This is a genomic window from Nocardiopsis sinuspersici (genome assembly GCF_001998325.1).
Taxonomy (GTDB): Bacteria; Actinomycetota; Actinomycetes; order Streptosporangiales; family Streptosporangiaceae; genus Nocardiopsis; species Nocardiopsis sinuspersici.
In genome coordinates this window covers 1100247-1119547 of the sequence record NZ_MCOK01000001.1, presented here as the reverse complement: position 1 = coordinate 1119547, position 19301 = coordinate 1100247, and the positions used below count along the sequence as shown (strand labels likewise).

Annotated in this window: 16 protein-coding genes; 11 read left to right on the top strand and 5 right to left on the bottom strand. The window is 71.3% G+C overall.

Going from position 1 to position 19301, the window contains the following annotated elements:
- The first annotated feature begins 243 nt into the window (after window positions 1–243).
- From NOSIN_RS04720 to NOSIN_RS04675, 10 genes are all read left to right on the top strand, one after another.
- Complete coding sequence (locus tag NOSIN_RS04720) at window positions 244–1239, top strand: bifunctional adenosylcobinamide kinase/adenosylcobinamide-phosphate guanylyltransferase (protein ID WP_077689564.1); 996 nt, start codon at window positions 244–246, stop codon at window positions 1237–1239.
- An 86-nt stretch (window positions 1240–1325) separates the two neighbouring features.
- Complete coding sequence (locus NOSIN_RS04715; RefSeq protein WP_077693403.1) at window positions 1326–2084, top strand: adenosylcobinamide-GDP ribazoletransferase; 759 nt, start codon at window positions 1326–1328, stop codon at window positions 2082–2084.
- A gap of 354 nt (window positions 2085–2438) precedes the next feature.
- The gene (locus tag NOSIN_RS04710) at window positions 2439–3935 is read left to right on the top strand and encodes a leucyl aminopeptidase (RefSeq protein WP_077689563.1); all 1497 of its coding nucleotides are present in this window, start codon (window positions 2439–2441) and stop codon (window positions 3933–3935) included.
- 145 nt (window positions 3936–4080) lie between these two features.
- The gene (gene lpdA / locus NOSIN_RS04705) at window positions 4081–5457 is read left to right on the top strand and encodes a dihydrolipoyl dehydrogenase (protein ID WP_077689562.1); all 1377 of its coding nucleotides are present in this window, start codon (window positions 4081–4083) and stop codon (window positions 5455–5457) included.
- Window positions 5458–5579: 122 nt separating this feature from the next.
- On the top strand, window positions 5580–7385 hold the full coding sequence (sucB, locus tag NOSIN_RS04700) for a 2-oxoglutarate dehydrogenase, E2 component, dihydrolipoamide succinyltransferase (protein ID WP_236743452.1): 1806 nt from the start codon (window positions 5580–5582) through the stop codon (window positions 7383–7385).
- A 291-nt stretch (window positions 7386–7676) separates the two neighbouring features.
- Window positions 7677–8243, top strand: coding sequence for an NADPH-dependent FMN reductase (locus tag NOSIN_RS04695; protein WP_077689560.1), 567 nt, complete (start codon window positions 7677–7679; stop codon window positions 8241–8243).
- A 430-nt stretch (window positions 8244–8673) separates the two neighbouring features.
- Window positions 8674–9606: a TIGR01777 family oxidoreductase gene (locus tag NOSIN_RS04690; RefSeq protein WP_171986556.1), complete on the top strand. Its 933-nt coding sequence runs from the start codon at window positions 8674–8676 to the stop codon at window positions 9604–9606.
- A gap of 9 nt (window positions 9607–9615) precedes the next feature.
- Window positions 9616–10320, top strand: a complete 705-nt coding sequence (gene lipB, locus NOSIN_RS04685; RefSeq protein WP_077689558.1) for a lipoyl(octanoyl) transferase LipB — start codon at window positions 9616–9618, stop codon at window positions 10318–10320.
- A gap of 96 nt (window positions 10321–10416) precedes the next feature.
- On the top strand, window positions 10417–11370 hold the full coding sequence (gene lipA, locus NOSIN_RS04680; RefSeq protein WP_077689557.1) for a lipoyl synthase: 954 nt from the start codon (window positions 10417–10419) through the stop codon (window positions 11368–11370).
- Between the two features lie 216 nt (window positions 11371–11586).
- Complete coding sequence (locus NOSIN_RS04675) at window positions 11587–12306, top strand: DUF4191 domain-containing protein (RefSeq protein WP_077689556.1); 720 nt, start codon at window positions 11587–11589, stop codon at window positions 12304–12306.
- Window positions 12307–12581: 275 nt separating this feature from the next.
- Here the strand turns inward: NOSIN_RS04675 and NOSIN_RS04670 are convergent, their stop codons facing one another.
- From NOSIN_RS04670 to NOSIN_RS04650, 5 genes are all read right to left on the bottom strand, one after another.
- The gene (locus NOSIN_RS04670; protein ID WP_077689555.1) at window positions 12582–12836 is read right to left on the bottom strand and encodes a helix-turn-helix domain-containing protein; all 255 of its coding nucleotides are present in this window, start codon (window positions 12834–12836) and stop codon (window positions 12582–12584) included.
- Complete coding sequence (locus NOSIN_RS04665) at window positions 12836–13480, bottom strand: DUF2975 domain-containing protein (RefSeq protein ID WP_077689554.1); 645 nt, start codon at window positions 13478–13480, stop codon at window positions 12836–12838. Before NOSIN_RS04665 ends, NOSIN_RS04670 begins: the two co-directional genes overlap by 1 nt.
- 169 nt (window positions 13481–13649) lie before the next feature.
- On the bottom strand, window positions 13650–15008 hold the full coding sequence (locus tag NOSIN_RS04660) for an LCP family protein (RefSeq protein ID WP_077689553.1): 1359 nt from the start codon (window positions 15006–15008) through the stop codon (window positions 13650–13652).
- 186 nt (window positions 15009–15194) lie between these two features.
- Window positions 15195–16637 carry an LCP family protein gene (locus NOSIN_RS04655; RefSeq protein ID WP_077689552.1) on the bottom strand — a complete coding sequence of 481 codons (1443 nt, stop codon included), beginning with the start codon at window positions 16635–16637 and terminating at the stop codon, window positions 15195–15197.
- A 277-nt stretch (window positions 16638–16914) separates the two neighbouring features.
- On the bottom strand, window positions 16915–17394 hold the full coding sequence (locus NOSIN_RS04650; protein WP_077689551.1) for an RDD family protein: 480 nt from the start codon (window positions 17392–17394) through the stop codon (window positions 16915–16917).
- 326 nt (window positions 17395–17720) lie between these two features.
- On the opposite strand from NOSIN_RS04650, the gene glnA reads away from it, so the two are divergent.
- A complete protein-coding gene (gene glnA / locus NOSIN_RS04645) occupies window positions 17721–19145 on the top strand; it encodes a type I glutamate--ammonia ligase (protein WP_077689550.1) in 1425 nt (474 codons plus the stop codon).
- The last annotated feature ends 156 nt before the right edge of the window (window positions 19146–19301 follow it).

The following is a 19301-nucleotide window of genomic DNA, read 5'->3' as shown; positions in this document are numbered from 1 at the left end:
GGCATCCGGTCACCGCGGCCCTGCGCCGAGACTAACCACTGGGCGGCCGGGCCGGGGCTCCACCCGCGGACCGGATCCGCCCCGAAACCGGGAAGCTGACCGGGACTTGGTGGACCATGCGGTTTACTCGTTCGGGTGCGTATCCGTTTTCTCGGGACAGCCGGCCATGCGGGATGGCCCGCCCCGCAGTGCACCTGTGCCTCCTGCAACAAGGCCCTCGCCGAACGGCGCCTGCCCCTACGCGTGACCGTGGACGACCGCTTCCGTATCCGTGAGTCGGGTGCGGTGGGCCCGGTGCCCCCGGGGTACTCGGTGTTCCCCACACCCGACGGCGTCCTGCTGGAGGGCCCCGACGGCGGCAAGCTGCTGTACGCCCGCACGGGGCCCGGCCCCCTGCCCGGCGTCCCGCCGGTGGAGGCACGGGCGGAGGGCTCCTCCGGCTACTCCTCGACCCGGCCCGACCAGCAGGTGGACATGGTCGTCGTGGACGCCGCGCAGCGCCCCGAGGTCATCGGCGAGCTGCGCCGCTCGGGGGTGGTCGGGGTGACCACGGCCGTCGTCGCGGTCGGCGGCGACCACCGCGTCCGCTCCCCGGCGGAGTTCGCCCGACGGGCACGGCTGTGGGGCGCCCTGATGCCGGGCGACGGGCAGGTCCTGTCGTGTCCGCCCGCCGTGTGGCCGGAGCCTCGGCCGCACGGTCCGCACCGGACCCTGGTGACCGGCGGCGCCCGGTCCGGCAAGTCCACCGAGGCCGAGCTGCGCCTGATGGCCGAGCCGAAGGTGCTGTACGCGGCGCCCGGCCCGGTACCGGACCCCGCCGAGGACCCCGACTGGGCCGACCGCGTGGCCCGGCACGTGCGGCGCCGCCCGTGGTGGTGGCGCACCGAGCAGACCACCGACCTGGCGGCGGTGCTCAAGCGGTCCCGGGGCGCGGTCCTGGTGGACTGCCTGGGCACGTGGCTGACCTGGGTGATGGGCGAGGCCGGCCTGTGGGAGGAGGCCCCTCCCCCCGACGCCGAGGACCAGGTGGAGGCCGCGGTGCACGGACTGCTGGAGGCCTGGCGCGAGACCCAGGCCTACGTCGTGGCGGTCACCAACGAGGTGGGGTCGGGCGTGGTGCCCGCGACCCGCGCCGGAAGGCTGTTCCGCGACCACCTGGGCCGGTTGAACCAGTGGGTGGGCGCCGAGTCCGAGGAGGTCGTACTGGTGACCGCGGGCCGCGTCATGGAGTTCCCGTGACCGGTGCGGCCCGCGGCGGCTCCCCGGGCCCCGGCCGCGGCCCGGCCCCCTCCGGAGCGGTCTCCGACGCGGTCGCCGGTGCGCGGATGGCGCTGGGGACGTTCACCGTGTTCCCCGTGCGCGTGGAGCGGGTGGACCGCTCCGTCGCCGGCTGGGCGATGGTGTGGGCGCCCGTGCTGGGCGCGTTCCTGGGCGCACTGACCGGCGCGGTGGCCGTACTGGGCACGGTGGCGGGGCTGTCCGCTCCGCTGGCGGCGGTGCTCGCAGTGGGCCTGGCCGCGCTGCTGACCCGGGGGCTGCATCTGGACGGCCTGGCGGACCTGGCCGACGGGCTGGGCAGCGGCCGTCCGGCCGGAGGCGCCCTGGAGGTGATGAGGCGTTCGGACATCGGCCCGTTCGGCGTGGTCACCCTCGTGGTCGTGCTGGGCGCACAGGTGCTGGCGCTGGGCCAACTGGCGGCGGCCTCACCGTGGGCCGCGCTGACGGGCGCGGCGGCGGCCGGGACGGTGGGACGGCTCGCGGTGGCGCTGGCGTGCACACCGCGCGTGCCGCCGGCGCGGCCGGAGGGTTTGGGCGCGCTCGTGGCGGGGACCGTGCGCTGGCCCGGAGCGCTGGCGGCCGGCGCGTTCACGGTCGCGGTGTGCCTGACGGGCTGGGCACATGCTCCGGTGTTCGCCCCGGCGTGCGTGCTCGCGGCGGCCGCGGGCCTGCTCGCGGCGGGCGGTGTACTGCGCCGGGCGGTGCGGCGGCTGGGCGGTGTCACCGGCGACGTGCTGGGCGCTCTGGCGGAGTCCGCCACGACGGCGGTACTCGTGGTGGCCGCGGCGGCCTCCGCATGGGGGTGAGGGCCGCCGGACCGGGACGCGCGGGATCCGCCGTGCACACGGGAGGCGGTTCCCACCAGTCCCACCAGGCGGTTTCCCGACGACGGGCCGCCTCCGGGGCCTCCCGATGTCGGGATCATCACATTTTTTCACACGGGGTTTCACGGATTCCGCACACGGGGAACCGGCGACCCCCCGGCGACGGCGCACGACGCCCTCCACCGGCAGTCAGAGCCCTCCTGGCCGCCCGAGCGGGCCGGAGCCGCCCCGGGGAACCCCCGCTCCCCGGGATCGTCCGCAGCGCCGTGTCAGCCCCCCTCCCACGCCGGGGCGCCGCGTCGCCGCCGAGCGCGCGAGGCGACTAGCATCGGGAACGTGAGCACGTCGTTGTCAGTAAATACGGAGTCCCCCAGTTCGCTCGACGCCGACGCGGTTGTCGTCGGTTACCACTCCGGAGGCGATGCTCCGGAGCCCGCGTCGGGCGCCCAAGACGTCGATGCCGCCTTCTCCGGCGGCCTCGCCCATACCCTGTCGCTCATGGGAGCGAGCGGCGCCCCCGAGGAGGTGCACACCCTTGCCTCCCTCGGAGCCGTCAAGGCCCCGGTCGTCGTCGCGGTCGGTCTCGGCCCGGCGCCCGCCGAGGGCCCCGTCGACTCCGACGTCCTGTCCCGTGCGGCCGGTGCCGCGCTGCGTTCCCTGACCTCGCGTCCGGAGGGCGCCGGCCGGGTCGTCCTGGCCCTGCCCGCACAGACCTCCGCCGAGGCCGAGGCCGTCGCCCTCGGCGCACGGCTGGGCGCCTACGGCTTCGACCGGTACCGCACCGGGAAGACCGAGAAGACCACCGAGCTGGTCCTGGCCTCCTCCGCCTCCGACGCCGGTGACGCCGCCGGGCGCGCCGCCGTCCTGGCCGAGGCCGTCAACCTCACGCGCGACCTGGTCAACACCGCCCCGGCCGACCTGGTCCCCGAGGACCTGGCCGACACCGCCCAGGAGATCGCCCGGCAGACCGGCCTCCAGATCGAGGTCCTGGACGAGCGCGCCCTGTCCGAGGGCGGCTACGGCGGCCTGACCGGGGTCGGCCAGGGCTCGGCCAACCCGCCCCGCCTGGTCCGGCTCTCCCACACCCACCCGGAGGCCACCCGCACCGTCGCCTTCGTCGGCAAGGGCATCACGTTCGACTCCGGCGGCCTGTCCCTCAAGCCCGCGGGCTCGATGGACTGGATGAAGTCCGACATGGCCGGCGCCGCCTCCGTGCTCGCCGCCATGCGCGCCATCGCCGCACTGGGCCTGAAGGTCAACGTCGTCGGCTACCTGGCCGTGGCCGAGAACATGCCCAGCGGCACCGCCCAGCGCCCCTCCGACGTGCTGACCATCTACGGCGGCAAGACCGTGGAGGTGCTCAACACCGACGCCGAGGGCCGCCTGGTCATGGCCGACGCCCTGGTCCGCGCGCAGGAGGACGGGCCCGACCTGGTCGTGGACATCGCCACCCTGACCGGCGCCCAGCTGGTCGCGCTCGGCACCCGCGTGTTCGCGGTCATGTCCAACGACGACGACGTGCGCGCCGACGTCGTCTCCGCCGCGGGCGCCGCGGGCGAGACCTCCTGGCCGATGCCCCTTCCCGAGGAGCTTCGCTCGGGACTGGACTCCTCGGTCGCCGACATCGCCAACGTGGCGGGCGAGCGCTGGGGCGGGATGCTCTCCGCGGGCGTCTTCCTCAAGGAGTTCATCGAGGACGGCGTCAAGTGGGCGCACCTCGACATCGCGGGCCCGTCCTTCAACCAGGGCGGTCCGCACGGCTACACCCCCAAGGGCGGCACCGGCGCGGGCACGCGCACACTGGTCCGCATCGCGGAGGAGTACGCCAGATAGTCCCCGTGGACGGGGCGGGGCTCTGTGAGCCGGAGCGCCCGCCCCTCCCCGGCACCGCGGACGCGGACGCCGCCCCCCTCGCTTCCCCAGCCCCGTCCGCGGCCCCACCACCCATCACCAGCCACACAACAAGGAGTTCGTTCCCGTGAGTGAGAGCGGCGGCACCTTCGACCTCGTCGTCCTTGGCGGCGGCAGCGGCGGCTACGCGGCGGCACTGCGCGCCGCGGAGCTGGACATGAGCGTCGTCCTGATCGAGAAAGACAAGCTGGGCGGCACCTGCCTGCACCGCGGCTGCATCCCCACCAAGGCCCTGCTGCACTCGGCCGAGGTCGCCGACTCCGCCAAGGAGAGCGAGAGCTTCGGCGTCAGGGCCACCTTCGACGGCATCGACATCGAGGCCGTGCACAAGTACAAGGACAAGGTGATCGGCGGCCTGTTCAAGGGCCTGACCGGCCTGGTCAAGTCCCGCGGCATCACCGTCGTGGAGGGTGAGGGCAAGCTCACCGGCAAGGACGAGGTCACCGTCGGCGGCACCGTGTACAAGGGCCGCAACATCCTGCTGGCCACCGGTTCCAAGCCCAAGACCCTGGGCCTGGACATCGACGGCGAGAAGGTCATGACCAGTGACCAGGCCATGGACATGAACCGTGTCCCCGAGTCGGTCATCGTCCTGGGCGGCGGTGTGATCGGCGTGGAGTTCGCCAGCGTGTGGCGCTCCTACGGCGCCGACGTCACCATCGTCGAGGCCCTGCCCCACCTGGTGCCCGCGGAGGAGGAGTCGAGCTCCAAGCTGCTGGAGCGCGCCTTCCGCAAGCGCAAGATCAAGTACGAGCTGGGCACCCCGTTCGAGTCGGTCAAGACCACCGACTCCGGAGTGACCGTCACCCTCAAGGGCGGCAAGACCCTGGAGGCCGAGATCCTGCTGGTCGCCATCGGCCGCGGACCCGTCTCCGAGGGCCTGGGCTACGAGGAGCAGGGCATCACCCTGGACCGCGGCTTCGTCCAGGTGGACGAGAACCTGCACACCGGAGTGGGCAGCGTCTACGCCGTGGGCGACCTCGTCCCCACCCTCCAGCTCGCCCATGTGGGTTTCGCCGAGGGCATCTTCGTCGCCGAGCACATCGCGGGGCAGAACCCGCCCGCGATCGACTACGACGGTGTTCCCCGCGTCACCTACTGTGAGCCCGAGGTCGCCTCGGTGGGCCTGACCTCCGAGGTCGCCAAGGAACGCGGCCACGACGTCGTGGAGATGAACTACAGCCTCGCGGGCAACGGCAAGAGCCAGATCCTGCAGACGCAGGGCGCGGTGAAGGTCATCGCCGAGAAGGACGGCCGGGTACTGGGCGTCCACATGGTCGGCAGCCGCGTCGGCGAGCTGGTCGCCGAGAGCCAGCTGATCTACAACTGGGAGGCGCTGCCCTCCGAGGTGGCGCAACTGGTCCACCCGCACCCGAGCCAGTCCGAGGCGCTCGGTGAGGCGCACCTGGCGCTGGCGGGCAAGCCGCTCCACGTCCACGACTGACCGCACCATCCGGGGGCGGGCCGCCAAGGCCCGCCCCCGCACACATCCGCGCTGCCCAGTCAAGGGGTTGGGCAGAGACCGCGCCCAGATCCAACGAGGAACCCATGCCGACTTCCGTTTCCATGCCAGCCCTGGGTGAGAGCGTCACCGAGGGCACCGTCACACAGTGGCTGAAGAACGTGGGCGACACCGTCGAGGCAGACGAGCCGCTCCTTGAGGTCTCCACCGACAAGGTGGACACCGAGATTCCGTCACCGGTCTCGGGCGTACTCACCAAGATCCTCGTCGACGAGGACGAGACCGTGGAGATCGGCGCGGAGATCGCCGTCATCGGCGACGAGGGCGAGAGCGCCGACGAGGGCGGCGGCGAACCCGCCGCCGAGGCCTCCCGGCCCGAGCCGGAGGAGGAGCCCGAGCCGGAGCCCGCCCCCGAGCCCGCGGCGGCCGAGGAGCCGGAGCCCGCGCGCGAGCCCGAGCCCGCCCCGTCCGCGCCGTCGGAGGCCTCCTCCGAAGGTCCGAAGACGTCGGTGACCATGCCGGCCCTGGGTGAGAGCGTCACCGAGGGCACCGTCACGCAGTGGCTGAAGAACGTCGGCGACACCGTCGAGGTGGACGAGCCGCTCCTCGAGGTCTCCACCGACAAGGTGGACACCGAGATCCCGTCACCGGCCGCCGGTGTGCTCACCAAGATCGTCGTCGGTGAGGACGAGACCGTGGAGATCGGCGATGAGATCGCCGTCATCGGCGGTACCGGCGACGAGCCCCCGGCCTCCTCCGAGGCGCCCGCTCCGCCCGAGGCCGCGCCGAAGCCCGAGCCGGCACCCGAGCAGCCCGAGCCCGCCGCGAAGCCCGAGCCCGAGCCCGCACCGGAGAAGCCGAAGCCCGCTCCCGCTCCCGAGCGCGAGCCCGCCGCGGACAGGGAACAGGCCCAGGAGGGGCCGTCCGTGGACATCGAGACCCTCAGCGGCACCGGCCGCGCCTCGGGCACCGACTCCGGGACCGAGGCCTACGTGACGCCGCTGGTGCGCAAGCTCGCCGCCGAGCACGGCGTGGATCTGGGCCGCGTCAAGGGCACCGGCGTGGGCGGACGCGTCCGCAAGCAGGACGTGCTCAAGGCCGCCGAGGAGCAGGGCGAGGCCGCGCGCGCCGCCGCACCGGCCCCGTCCTCGGCGCCGAGCAAGGTGGCGGACGACGCCTCGCTGCGCGGCCGCACCGAGAAGCTCAGCCGCCTGCGCCTGTCCATCGCGGACCGGATGGTGGAGTCGCTGCACGTCTCGGCCACGACCACCCAGGTCATCGAGGTGGACGTCACCAAGATCGCCCGTCTGCGCGAGCAGGCCGCCGACCGCTTCGCCGACCGCGAGGGCATCCCGCTGGACTTCTTCCCCTTCTTCGCGCTGGCCGCGGTGGAGGCCCTGCGGTCCCACCCCAAGCTCAACGCGGTGGTCGACAGCGACAAGCGGGAGGTGACCTACCACGACGTGGAGAACCTCGGCGTCTCGGTGGACACCGCGCGCGGTCTGCTCGCCCCGGTGGTCAAGGAGGCGGGCAAGCTGAACCTGAGCGCCCTGGCGCGCAAGATCACGGACCTGACCGAGCGCGCCCACACCGGCAAGCTCGGTCCGGACGAGCTGGGCGGCGGCACGTTCACCATCGCCGAGACCGGCTGCACCGGCGCGCTGTTCGGCACGCCGATCATCAACCAGCCGCAGGTGGCGATCCTGGGCACCGGCGCGGTCGTCAAGCGCCCCGTCGTGGTCGAGGACCTGTCCATGGGCGACGAGGTGATCGCGGTGCGCTCGATGGTGTACCTGTCGCTGGCCCACGACCACCGCCTGATCGACAGCGCCGACGCCGGCCGCTTCCTCCAGGCGGTGAAGGAACGCCTGGAGCAGGGCGCCTTCGAGGGCGACCTGGACCTGTCCTAGGCGGGTCGGGCCCGGCCCGACCGCATCGCACGACCCCGCCGGGTCGGGTGCCGTTCCCGCGGTTCCCGGCCCGGCGCCGTCTTCCGGGTCGGCCTCCTCCCGGTGGCGGACCTCCGGGGCCCGGTCGATTTGACCTCAAGCGCTGTTGAGGTTCTAGCGTTGGCCCGTCCCGAAGAACCGACGGTGCGCCGCGCGGCTCCTTTCCCGGCAGGGCAGAGCCGATCCGCGCGTGCCCGCCCGACGTGCCCGCTCTCCCGTGGGCCGAGACGGCACCAAGAAGCAAGGACCCACATGAACAACCTTCGGATCGCGGTCATCCTCGGCGGTAACCGCAGGGGCCGCACCGGCCCCGCCGTCTCGCGCTGGTTCGTGGACCGCGCCGCCAAGTACCCCGACCCGGACGTGGAGTTCGGCTTCCTGGACGTGGACGACATCAGTCCGGCGGACGGCCACGGCGGGCCGATGGCCCCGGACTCGGCGCGGACCGTGGACGCCGCCGACGGGTTCGTGGTGGTGACTCCGGAGTACAACCACGGCTACCCCGGTGAGCTCAAGAGCGCCATCGACGCCGCGCGCAGGGAGTGGTTCGGCAAGGCCGTCGGGTTCGTCTCCTACGGCGGGATGTCCGGGGGCCTGCGCGCGATCGAGCAGCTGCGGTCGGTCTTCTCGGAGCTGCACACCGCCACGATCCGCGACACGGTCAGCCTGCACAACGCGCAGACGATGTTCGGCGCCGACGGAGAGCCGGTGGTGGACATGTCGGAGGCGGAGGCGGCCGTGGAGAGGATGCTGCACCAGCTCGCGTGGTGGGCGCTGGCCCTGCGCGAGGCCCGGGAGCGCCGCCCCTACCCCGGTTAGCGGAGCCCCGGGGAGGTGTCGTTCGGGCGTCGGCGGGGTTCTGGAGGATCCGCTGGCGGGACGGCAGGTACCGCGGCCGCAGGCCGTCCGTTGGGGGTGGTGACGGACGGGCTCCGGGGCGAACACGGTGGACGGGGCGGTGCCTCACGGCACCGCCCCGCCTTTCTACCCCACCAATCACCATCCCCTGATGATCCCCATCATCAAAGGTCTGTGTCGGGCGCGCGGCAGCCAGCCCGACAGCGCGTCGCCCACAGTATCTCCGCGGTGACGCGGAGTTCCTGTCCCACCTTCAAGGTAGAAGAGCGGGGAGCCCTTCCGCAGCTCTTTCGCGGAAAAAGCCGAGGAAAAAACCGGTGGGCGCCCCGGGACGCACCTTTGACGGCCTCCGTCACGGGAGTTCGGAGGCCCTGAGGGTAGACCCTGGACCATGAGAGTGGCGATCACGGGGGCATCAGGACTCATCGGCAGGGCGCTGGAGGCGTCCCTCCTCGACGACGGGCACACGGTGGTGCGCATGGTGCGGCACCTGCCGCGGGGGCAGCATCCACCGCACGTGGAGGAGGCGGAGTGGCGCCCCGAGCAGGGGCGGGTGGACACCGTGGCCCTGCACGGGGCGGACGCCGTGGTGCACCTGGCCGGCGCGCCGGTCGGCCCGGCCCTGTGGACACGGCACCGGCGCACCGTCATCCGGCGCAGCCGTGTGCGCGGCACCCGGACGCTGTGCCAGGCGCTGGCGGGCATGGCCGACCCGCCCCCGCGGCTGCTGACCGCCTCGGGGACGCACTACTACGGGGACACCGGCGGGCACGCGGCCACCGAGGACAGCCCGCCGGGCACCGGGTTCCTGGCCGGGGTCTGCCAGGACTGGGAGGAGGCCGCCGCCCCCGCAGCCGAGGCGGGCCTGTCGGTGGCCCACATGCGCACCTCGGTGGTGCTCGACCGCTCGGGCGGCATGCTGCGCACGCTGCTGCCGCTGTACCGGGCCGGGCTGGGCGGCCGCCTGGGGTCGGGTGCGCAGTACATGAGCTGGATCGCCATGCGCGACCACATCGGGGCCGTACGGTTCCTGCTGGAGCACCCCGAGATCACCGGACCGGTGAACATGTGCGCGCCCGAGCCGGTGAGCAACGCGGACTTCTCCCGGGCCCTGGGACGGGCCCTGGGACGCCCGGTGTTCCTTCCGGTCCCGGCGGCGGCGCTGCGCGCGGTCCTGGGGGACTTCGCCGAGGAGACCGCGCTGACCGATCTGAGAGTCCTGCCCGAACGCCTGGCCAAGGCCGGATATTCCTTCGCGCTGCCCACCCTCGACCGTGCGCTATCCGACATCCTGGCCAGACCGGGGCCCTCCACCGGGGCGTAAGGTGGGTGTGTGAGTGATCTCGTTTACGCATGGCTGGGCGACGCTCCCGTCCCGTACCACCAGGGATGGGACCTGCAGAAGCGGCTCCACGAGCGCCGCGTCGCCGATGAGGTGGCCGACACGGTCCTGTTCCTGGAGCACGAGCCCGTCTACACCGCCGGAAAACGCACCGGGAGGTGGGATCGTCCCATCACCGACCCCGGGGCGCCCGTCGTGGACATCGACCGGGGCGGCAAGATCACCTGGCACGGCCCCGGACAGCTGACGGTGTACCCCATCGTCAGGATGCCGGACCCCGTGGACGTGATCGCCTACGTACGGATGCTGGAGGAGGCCATCATCCGCACCATCGCGGAGTACGGTCTGACCGGCAGGCGGGTGGAGGGACGCACCGGGGTGTGGCTGGACGCCGACCCCGGGCGCGGCCTGGTCGAGCGCAAGGTGGCCGCCATCGGCTGCCGAATCGCGCGGGGGGTCGGTATGCACGGACTCGCGTTGAACTGCGACAATGACTTGTCGTGGTACGACCGGATCATCCCGTGCGGAATCACCGACGCCGGGACCACCTCGCTCTCCGTCGAACTGGGGCGCGACGTGACCGTGGCCGACGTACGGCCGCGGATGGAGCGCCACCTGGCGGACGTCCTCGGCGCGGAGGGGTACAGCCACACCGACGGCGCCGAACTCCTCTCCGGCGCCACCGCCCGTGGATGACACACCACACCATGAGCCAGTCCCCGCAGGGACGAAGCGCCCCCACAAGGGGCGGAAGGGTCCCCGTCACGGGGCACAGAAGGGAACGGGTTCACGTTGACCATCGCTCCTGAGGGCCGCAAGCTGCTGCGCGTGGAGGCGCGCAACAGCGAGACCCCCATCGAGAAGAAGCCGCCGTGGATCAAGATCAAGGCGCACATGGGGCCCGAGTACACCGAGCTCCAGTCCCTGGTCAAGAGCGAGGGCCTGCACACGGTGTGCCAGGAGGCCGGCTGCCCCAACATCTACGAGTGCTGGGAGGACCGGGAGGCGACGTTCCTCATCGGCGGCGACCAGTGCACGCGGCGCTGCGACTTCTGCCAGATCGCCACCGGCAAGCCCACCGCCCTGGACCGCATGGAGCCGACCAAGGTCGCCACCTCCGTCCAGAAGATGGAGCTGCGCTACGCCACCGTCACCGGTGTGGCCCGTGACGACCTGGAGGACGGCGGCGCCTGGCTGTACGCGGAGACCGTCCGCAAGATCCACGAGCTCAACCCGGACACGGGCGTGGAGCTGCTCATCCCCGACTTCAACGCCGAACCGGACCAGCTGGCCGAGGTGTTCGGCTCGCGTCCGGAGGTGCTCGCGCACAACATCGAGACGGTGCCGCGGATCTTCAAACGCATCCGTCCGGGCTTTCGCTACGAGCGCTCCCTCCGGGTGATCACCGAGGCCCGCGAGGACGGCCTGGTCACCAAGTCGAACCTGATCCTGGGCATGGGCGAGACCCGTGAGGAGATCAGCGAGGCGATGCGCGACCTGCACGAGGCCGGGTGCGACCTGCTCACCATCACCCAGTACCTGCGCCCCTCCAAGCTGCACCACCCGATCGACCGGTGGGTGCGGCCCGAGGAGTTCGTGGAGCTGGGCCGGGAGGCCGAGGAGATCGGTTTCGCCGGTGTCATGTCGGGTCCGCTCGTGCGCTCCTCCTACCGCGCCGGCCGTCTGTACAAGCAGGCGCGGGAGAAGCGGGACGCCGAGAACGCCGCCCTGGCGAACAACGCGTAACGGGCTTTCCGCCCGAGTCGTGACCAACCTGGAACGGTGGCCCGCGGGCCACCGTTCCTCACATAGGAGCACGTCCACATATCCTGGTGAGGAAGAGGCGCCCCGTCGGTGGCGCCGAAAGGCGCCGCACCCAGGTCGACCGCGAAGAGGAGGCAAGGCAGCCCGGGGATCTCCTTCCCCGCCGACCGGTGTCGGCGCACGCTGCCTGAGAGCACGATGGCGAAAAAGGGTTCCCAGAACACGGCCCAGGGCAAGGACGGGGCCGAGAAGCAGCCGGGCCGGCTCAAGCAGATCGGCATGGTCGCCAAGGTCGTCCACCAGCAGAGCCCGCGCAGTATCCCGCTGGCGGTCGCCGCGGCGGTGGTCATCCTCGCGGTCTTCATCGGTATCGGTCTCTGGACCGGCTCGTGGATCCTGTGGCCGCTGACCGGTCTGCCGGTCGCCTTCCTGGTCGGCTTCATCATCTTCACCCGCTCCGCGCAGCGCGTCCAGTACAAGATGCTGGACGGACGCCTGGGCGCGGGGATGGCGATCCTGGAGAACATGCGCGGCAACTGGTCGGTCGAGCCGGGCGTGGCCGCCAACAAGCAGATGGACGTCGTGCACCGGGTGGTGGGCCGCCCCGGCGTGGTCCTGGTCGGCGAGGGCGACCCCAACCGGCTCAAGCCGCTGATCGCCGGTGAGAAGAAGCGCGTCTCCCGTGTCGCCAACGACACCCCCATCTACGACTTCAAGGTGGGCAACGGCGAGGACCAGGTGCCGGTCTCCAAGCTCCAGCGCACGCTGGTCAAGCTGCCCCGCAACCTGGACAAGGCCGGGACCGCCGAGCTGAACTACCGGCTCAAGGCGCTGCCCGCCAAGATGCAGATGCCCAAGGGCCCCATGCCCAAGGGCGCGAAGATGCCCAGGGGCATGCGCGGCCAGATGGGCGGCTAGGTTCTGCTTGGTGGACTCGGGCCTGTGCCGCCGGGGGGTGGCGAGGGCGCCGACGGGGTTCTGGAGGCCCCGCAGGTGCGCCCGTGAGGCACGAGCGGGCACACCGCAGGGGCCGAAGGTTCCCGTACCCACGGCGCACGAGCACGAGGCGAAGCGCAGCGCAGCCTCAAGGAAACACGTCCTAGACGGCCCTGCCGGGCCCGAACACGTGGAGGGGGCCGCCGCACCCCTCGGTGCGGCGGCCCCCTCCACGTGTTCGGCGTCGGCCTGCGGGCTCAGCCGGACCGGTCCGGTTCCCCGGGGTCCGTCTCGGGGTCGTAGCCGATCAGGTCGCCGGGCTGGCAGCGGAGCTCCCGGCACAGCGCGGCCAGGGTGGAGAAGCGGATCGCCCTGGCGCGGTCGTTCTTGAGCACCGACAGGTTGACGACGGTGACGCCGACCCGCTCGGCGAGCTGGGTGAGGGTCATCCCGCGCTCGGCCAGGAGCCTGTCCAGGTGGACCCGGATCCCTGTGGCGTCCTCCGGTGGCATCAGACGAGCCCCCTGACGTCCTCGCGCGGCCGCGTGCCCCGGCGGAAGACCTCGGCGAGCGCGGCCAGGACGAGCCCGGCGAAGACGTGGGTGAGGGAGACGCCGTCGGGGCCGCCCACCGTGAAGGTGAAATCCTCCGTGCCGAGGGCCCGGGACCGCAGGACCCCGTCGCAGGCCATCCTGGCGAGGGGGACGAGCACGGAGGCCGCCAGGACCGTGAAGGCGATGGCGGAGACACGGCGCACGTTGGCGGGGACGAAGGGGTCTCCCTGGCCCAGGCTCCGGATGACGCGCGACACCATGGCCATCACCACGAGGGCGGCGAGGCCCAGCAGGGCCGGGAACACCAGCAGGAAGCGCTCCAAGGTGGTGGGGTCGTGGAACGTGAGCCGCACGAGTCCGACCGGTCCGGCCTCGTAGGCGGCGCCGGTGGTCGCCACGTCGACCCGGGGCTCGGGAGCGTCCTGCGGGAGCCGGGACGTGACGGTGTTGACGGGCATACCTTCGCCGGCGGGGAGCAGCGGAGTGATCCACACGAGGGCGTAGAGGCCCGTGAGGCCCGTGACCGTGATCCCGAGAACGAGTGCGCCGTGGACGATGAGGTTGTCGACCCTGCTCCAGCGGAGCCGGTACCACCTGGACATGACACACCCTCCATATCGTTTATCGATAATAACGATAAACGTTATGCCATGGCCTGTCACGTCCGGACCGTGTTCCGGCCCCGGCGGCCCCACCGGCTCCCCGGACACGAGGAGGGCCCGTGGGCACCTCGGGGTGCTCACGGGCCCTCGCCCCTCGCGGCCGTCGGTACTACTCGCAGGAGACCGTGTCCTCGGCGGCGGAGGTGGCGCCGAGCTCGGCCAGCGCGCCCTCGCCTCCGCCGCCGGTCGGGGCGGAGCCGTCGCCGGCCAGACCCTTCCAGTCGGCCGCCATCACCAGCTCCAGCTCCTCGCCGAAGTCGGGGACCTCCTCGGTCCGCACGGTGTCGAGAGCGGCGGCGAGGGTCTGTGCCGCGGCCTCCTGGCCGGGTCCGTGGTAGATGGTGCTCTGCTCCGGGTTGCGCGGTCCGGGGTTGCCTACACCGGCGACCGTGAAGCCCTGGTTCTCCAGGAGCCCCTGAAACGTGTCGGCCAGGCCGGTCCTGCCGGTGCCGTTGAGCACCCGCACGGACACGTCGCCGGGTTCGACGGCGGGCTCCGCGGACTCCTCGTCCTCGCCCTTGTCCCCGCTCTCCTCCTCGGGCAGCACGTCACCGGAGGCGACCGCGGCGAACAGCTCGTCAGCGGCGGGCTGCTTGGGATCCACCTTGTACTGGTGGGTCTGTGAGTTCACGACCGGCACCATCACCATGTTGATCCGGCTCAGGTCCACCTCACGCATGGCGATGGCCAGCTCCGCCATCTTGTCCACGGTGAATCCGTCGTCGGTCACCATGCTGTCGGTGACCGACCCCAGGAAGTCGTAGAGCGTCGTGGGACTGGATAGGGTCTCACCGCTGGTGACCTTGCGCAGGATAGCGCCGATCAGCCGCTGCTGGCTCTTGATCCGCCCCATGTCGTTCTTGTGCTCGGTGCTCTGGCGGGAACGGGCCAGGGCGAGTGCTTCTTCGCCGTTGAGGGTCTGTGTCCCCGGGTCCAGCGACAGATGAGCCTTGGGATCGTCGAGCGGCTTGGAGATGCACAGTTCGACGCCGCCGATGGTGTCCACGATGTTCTCGAACCCGGCGAAGTCCACCATCACCATGTGGTCCAGGTGGATGTCGGTGGTCGTCTCCACCGTGTTGCCCAAACAGTCCAGACCGCCGTAGGTCGCGGCGTGGTTGATCTGCTGTAGTCCGCCGGGCCATCCGGGGAACTCGCCGACCGGATCACACTGGGGGATGTCCACGATCAGGTCGCGGGGCAGGTTGACCATGGTCGCGGTGCCGTTGTCCACGTTGATGTTGACGATGACCAGCACATCGGGGCGTTTGCCCTCCGACTCGTTGTCCCCACCCAGCAGCAGGATGTTGTGAATGCCCTCCACCTGTGCGGGGCGGTCGCCCCAGGCGTCGGTGTCGATCTCCTCGGTCGCGATGCTGAGGGCGTCGCGGTATCCCGCGTAGACGGTCAGGCTCGCCGCGATGAGCAGGCCGGTCATCCCGCACGCCACCCACTGGCCGGGACTCATCTTCCTGGCCGGGGCCGAGGACACGTTTCTGGGAGCCACGAGGCACCTGCGATTCGGTATGGGACAGGGGCTGGTCCGGTCGCGGTGGGGGCCGGGGCACGCGGTGCGCGCGGCGACACGGACGTAACGGGCGGATGCTACCGGAAGGTACGTACCGTGTCAGGTCGCACCCGCCCGCCGGACGCCTCAGCAGGCGCTCTCCTCCGCCTTCTCCGCGGTGGTACCGCCCAGGTCCTCGGTGACGGAGAGCTCCGGTTCGGAGGAGCCGCCGCCGTCGGTGAAACCGCCCCAGTCCTGGCCGATGACCAGCTCCAGGGTCTGGGGGAGGCCGGCGACCTCCTCGGTGACCGCGCTCTCCAGCGAACCCGCCAGCAGGTCGGCCGCCGCCTCCTGGCCGGGCGCGTAGTAGACCGTGGTATCCAGCGGAGCCCGGTTCACGGGGTTGCCGACACCGGTGACGCTGTAGCCCCGGTCGAGCAGGACGCCCTCGACCTCGCCCGCCAGGCCGTCGATACCGGCGTTGTTGATGACCTGCACGGAGATCTCGGAGGGGGCGGGCCCGGACTCGGCGCCACCGGACTCCTCGGGCTTCCCGGACTCTTCCTTCTTGTCGCCGCCCGAGAGGTCGGTGCCGGAGCTGATCGCATCGAACAGCTCGGAGGCGGCGGGCTGGCTCATGGCCAGCCGGTTCGGGTCGGCGGGGTGCTGGCCGTTGGGCACGGTGACGAACTGGACCCGTTCGAGGTCGACCTCGCGCATGGAGATGGCGATGTCGGTCATGATGTCGACGGTCAGCTCCTCGTCGGTGGTCACCGAGTCGGTGATCGCGCCGAGGAAGTTGGTGATGGTCACCGGGCTGGTCATGACCTCGCTGCTGAGCACCTGGCGCAGCATCGCGCCCATGAACTCCTGCTGGCGGTCGATCCGGGACAGGTCGCTGCCGTCGCCCTGGCCGTAGCGGGAGCGCACGTAGCCCAGCGACTCCTCACCGTTGAGCTTCTGCGTCCCCGCGTCCAGCGACAGGTGGGCCTTGGGGTCCTCGATCGGCTGGGGAATGCACATCTCCACGCCGCCGATGGCGTCCACCATGTCCTTGAACCCGGCGAAGTCCATCATGACGAAGTGGTCCAGGTGCACGCCGGTGATCTGCTCGATGGTCTGCCACTGGCAGCCCACGCCGCCGAAGGTCATCGCCGAGTTGATCATGCCGCTGTGCGCGTTCATCCCCGGGTAGTCCTCCGTCGCCTCACAGGCGGGCAGGTCCACCATCAGGTCGCGGGGCAGGTTGACCAGGGTGGCCGCGCCGTTGTCGACGTTGATGCTGGCGATGAGCATGGTGTCGGGACGCGCGCCCTCGGCCTCGCCGTACTCGGCGTTCTCCCCCGAGCGGATGTCGGAGCCCATGATGAGCAGGTTCATCACGCCCTCGACGCTGCTGGGCCGGTCCCACGTGTCGGTGTCCACCTGCGCGGTGGTGATGTTGCCGACGATGCCCTGGTACCAGCCGTAGCCGCCGAGGCTGACGGCGATGGCCAGGGCGGTGGCGACACAGGCGACCCACTGCCCTGCGGACATCCGCATAGCGTTGAGTACGCCCGAGGGGCGGGGAGCGGAGCGTTTGCCAGCCATGCGAACCTTCGGACGGATGCGATGTGCGTGGGAGGGGTGGGGGCTGAGCACCGTGCGGGGTCCTCGGTCCGCCCGAGCCTCACAGGTGCTCCGCGGACACACGTCCGCCCGTCGTCCTCCGACCGCCCTCGGCCGGTGCCTGGGGCACGGTGGTCTTCGGGCGACGCGCGGGGCCCGCGTGACACGCCCTGCGATGAACGGATGCTAACAGCAGCTCGGAGGGGGCGCGCACACGCGTGCGGGCCCGCCGGCCGCCCCGGGGACGAGGCGTGAGGGGTCAGTAGCGGGTGGCGACCGTTCCGGCCGCCCTGTCGTGCAGCCCGCGGGTGTCGCGGTCGTAGACGACGGCGGGGACGACCAGGCACAACAGCAGGGTGCGCACCGTCATGGAGACGAACCAGGGCCAGGAGCGCTCGCCGGTGGCGCGGATTCCCACACCGGCGACGCGGCGGCCGACGGTCGTGCCGAAAAGGGTGAGCAGGAGGATGCTCATGACCGCGAAGACGACGAGGGCGGTGTTGCTGACCATCGGCGCGACCTCCTCCGCGGCGGTCGGCCCCGAGCCGACCAGGCCCAGGCCGTAGGCCGCCCAGGCCAGCATGAGGGCCAGCGCCCAGTCCAGGGCGAGGCCGACCAGGCGGCGGGAGATCCCGGGCACCGAGCCCGTACCGCTCTCGGGCAGGCCGAGCCGGTTGCCCCGGTACCGGAAGTCGTCTCCGGGGGCGGTGGTGGTGGCGCCCCGAGTCTCGTCGCTCATGCCCCAACGGTATCCGCGTCCCCGGCGCACCCGCGTCCGGGCCGGTCGCGACGGCGTGACGTGCGCTCGGCGGCCCGGTGACGGAGGACACAACCGGTGTTGCGAAGCGTCCCGTTTCGGCCCCGTACGGGTAAAATAACCGGGTCAGACGCGTTGGACTGCGAAAACGGTCGGCTCCGTAACACGCAGGAAACAATCGAGACATGGCACGGAAACGGCCCCCTCCTAGCTTCGGTAGCGAAGCCGGGAGACGGCGCGCGATCCGACGTGTCCTCGATGGAGCGGACCCCGGTCCACCGTCTCAGCCACCTGCACGGAGGTTCGTTTTGTTCAGCAGCGTCGACGAGGTGCTCGCCTATATCCGAGAAGAGGACGTCAGATTCCTCGACGTCCGTTTCACGGACCTGTTCGGAGGCGTGAACCACGTTACCCTCCCGACCGAGAACGTTGACGAGTCCACGTTCACCGACGGCCAGATGTTCGACGGCTCCTCGATCCGCGGCTTCCAGGCCATCCACGAGTCCGACATGCTGCTGCTCCCGGACCTGAGCACCGGTGTGCTGGACCCGTTCCGCAAGCACAAGACGCTGAACATGACGTTCTTCGTCCACGACCCGCTGACCCTGGAGTCCTACAGCCGCGACCCGCGCAACGTCGCCCGCAAGGCCGAGGCCTACCTGCGCGGATCCGGTGTCGCCGACACCGCCTTCTTCGGTGCCGAGGCCGAGTTCTACATCTTCGACGACGTCAAGTTCGAGACCCGGGCCAACACCGGTTACTACGAGATCGACTCCATCGAGGGCGCCTGGAACACCGGTTCCACCCTCGAGGGCGGCAACCGCGGCTACCGTCCCCGCTACAAGGGCGGCTACTTCCCCGTCGAGCCGGTCGACCACTACAGCGACCTGCGCTCGGACATGGTGCAGCACCTGATCAAGTCGGGCATCGACGTCGAGCTCCAGCACCACGAGGTCGGCACCGCGGGCCAGGCCGAGATCGGCATCAGGTTCGGCACCCTGCTCCAGCACGCGGACCGCGTTCAGCTGTACAAGTACATCGTCAAGAACGTCGCCAACGCCGCGGGCAAGACGGCCACCTTCATGCCCAAGCCGCTGTTCGGCGACAACGGCTCGGGCATGCACTGCCACCAGAGCCTGTGGAAGGACGGCGAGCCGCTGTTCTTCGACGAGTCCGGCTACGGCCAGCTCTCCGACACGGCCCGCTACTACATCGGCGGCCTGCTCAAGCACGCCTCGGCGCTGCTGGCCTTCACCAACCCGACGGTCAACTCCTTCCACCGCCTGGTGCCCGGCTACGAGGCCCCGATCAACCTGGTCTACAGCCAGCGCAACCGCTCGGCCTGCATCCGCCTGCCGCTGACCGGCTCGAACCCGAAGGCCAAGCGCATCGAGTTCCGCGTGCCGGACCCGTCGGCCAACCCGTACCTGGCCTTCTCCGCCATGCTGATGGCCGGTGTCGACGGCATCAAGAACAAGATCGAGCCGCCGGAGCCGATCGACAAGGACCTGTACGAGCTGCCCCCGGCGGAGGCCCAGTCCATCAAGACCGTCCCCGCGTCTTTGGACGAGGCCCTGGAGGCCCTGGAGGCCGACCACGAGTTCCTGCTCGAGGGCGGCGTGTTCACCAAGGACCTCATCGAGACCTACGTGGACTTCAAGCGCACCGAGGAGATCGACTCCCTGCGCCTGCGCCCGCACCCGCGTGAGTTCGAGCTCTACTACGACGTCTAGGCGGCGGCCGGGTCCGCCCGGCAGCTCCCCATCGGGGCCGGTATCCGTTCGCTCGGGTACCGGCCCCGACCCGGTTCCGGGCCCCGGTGCCGACCACCGGGCACGGGAGCGGCGGGGCGGCCGGGAACGCCCGGACGCCGACCGCACGGTTACCGT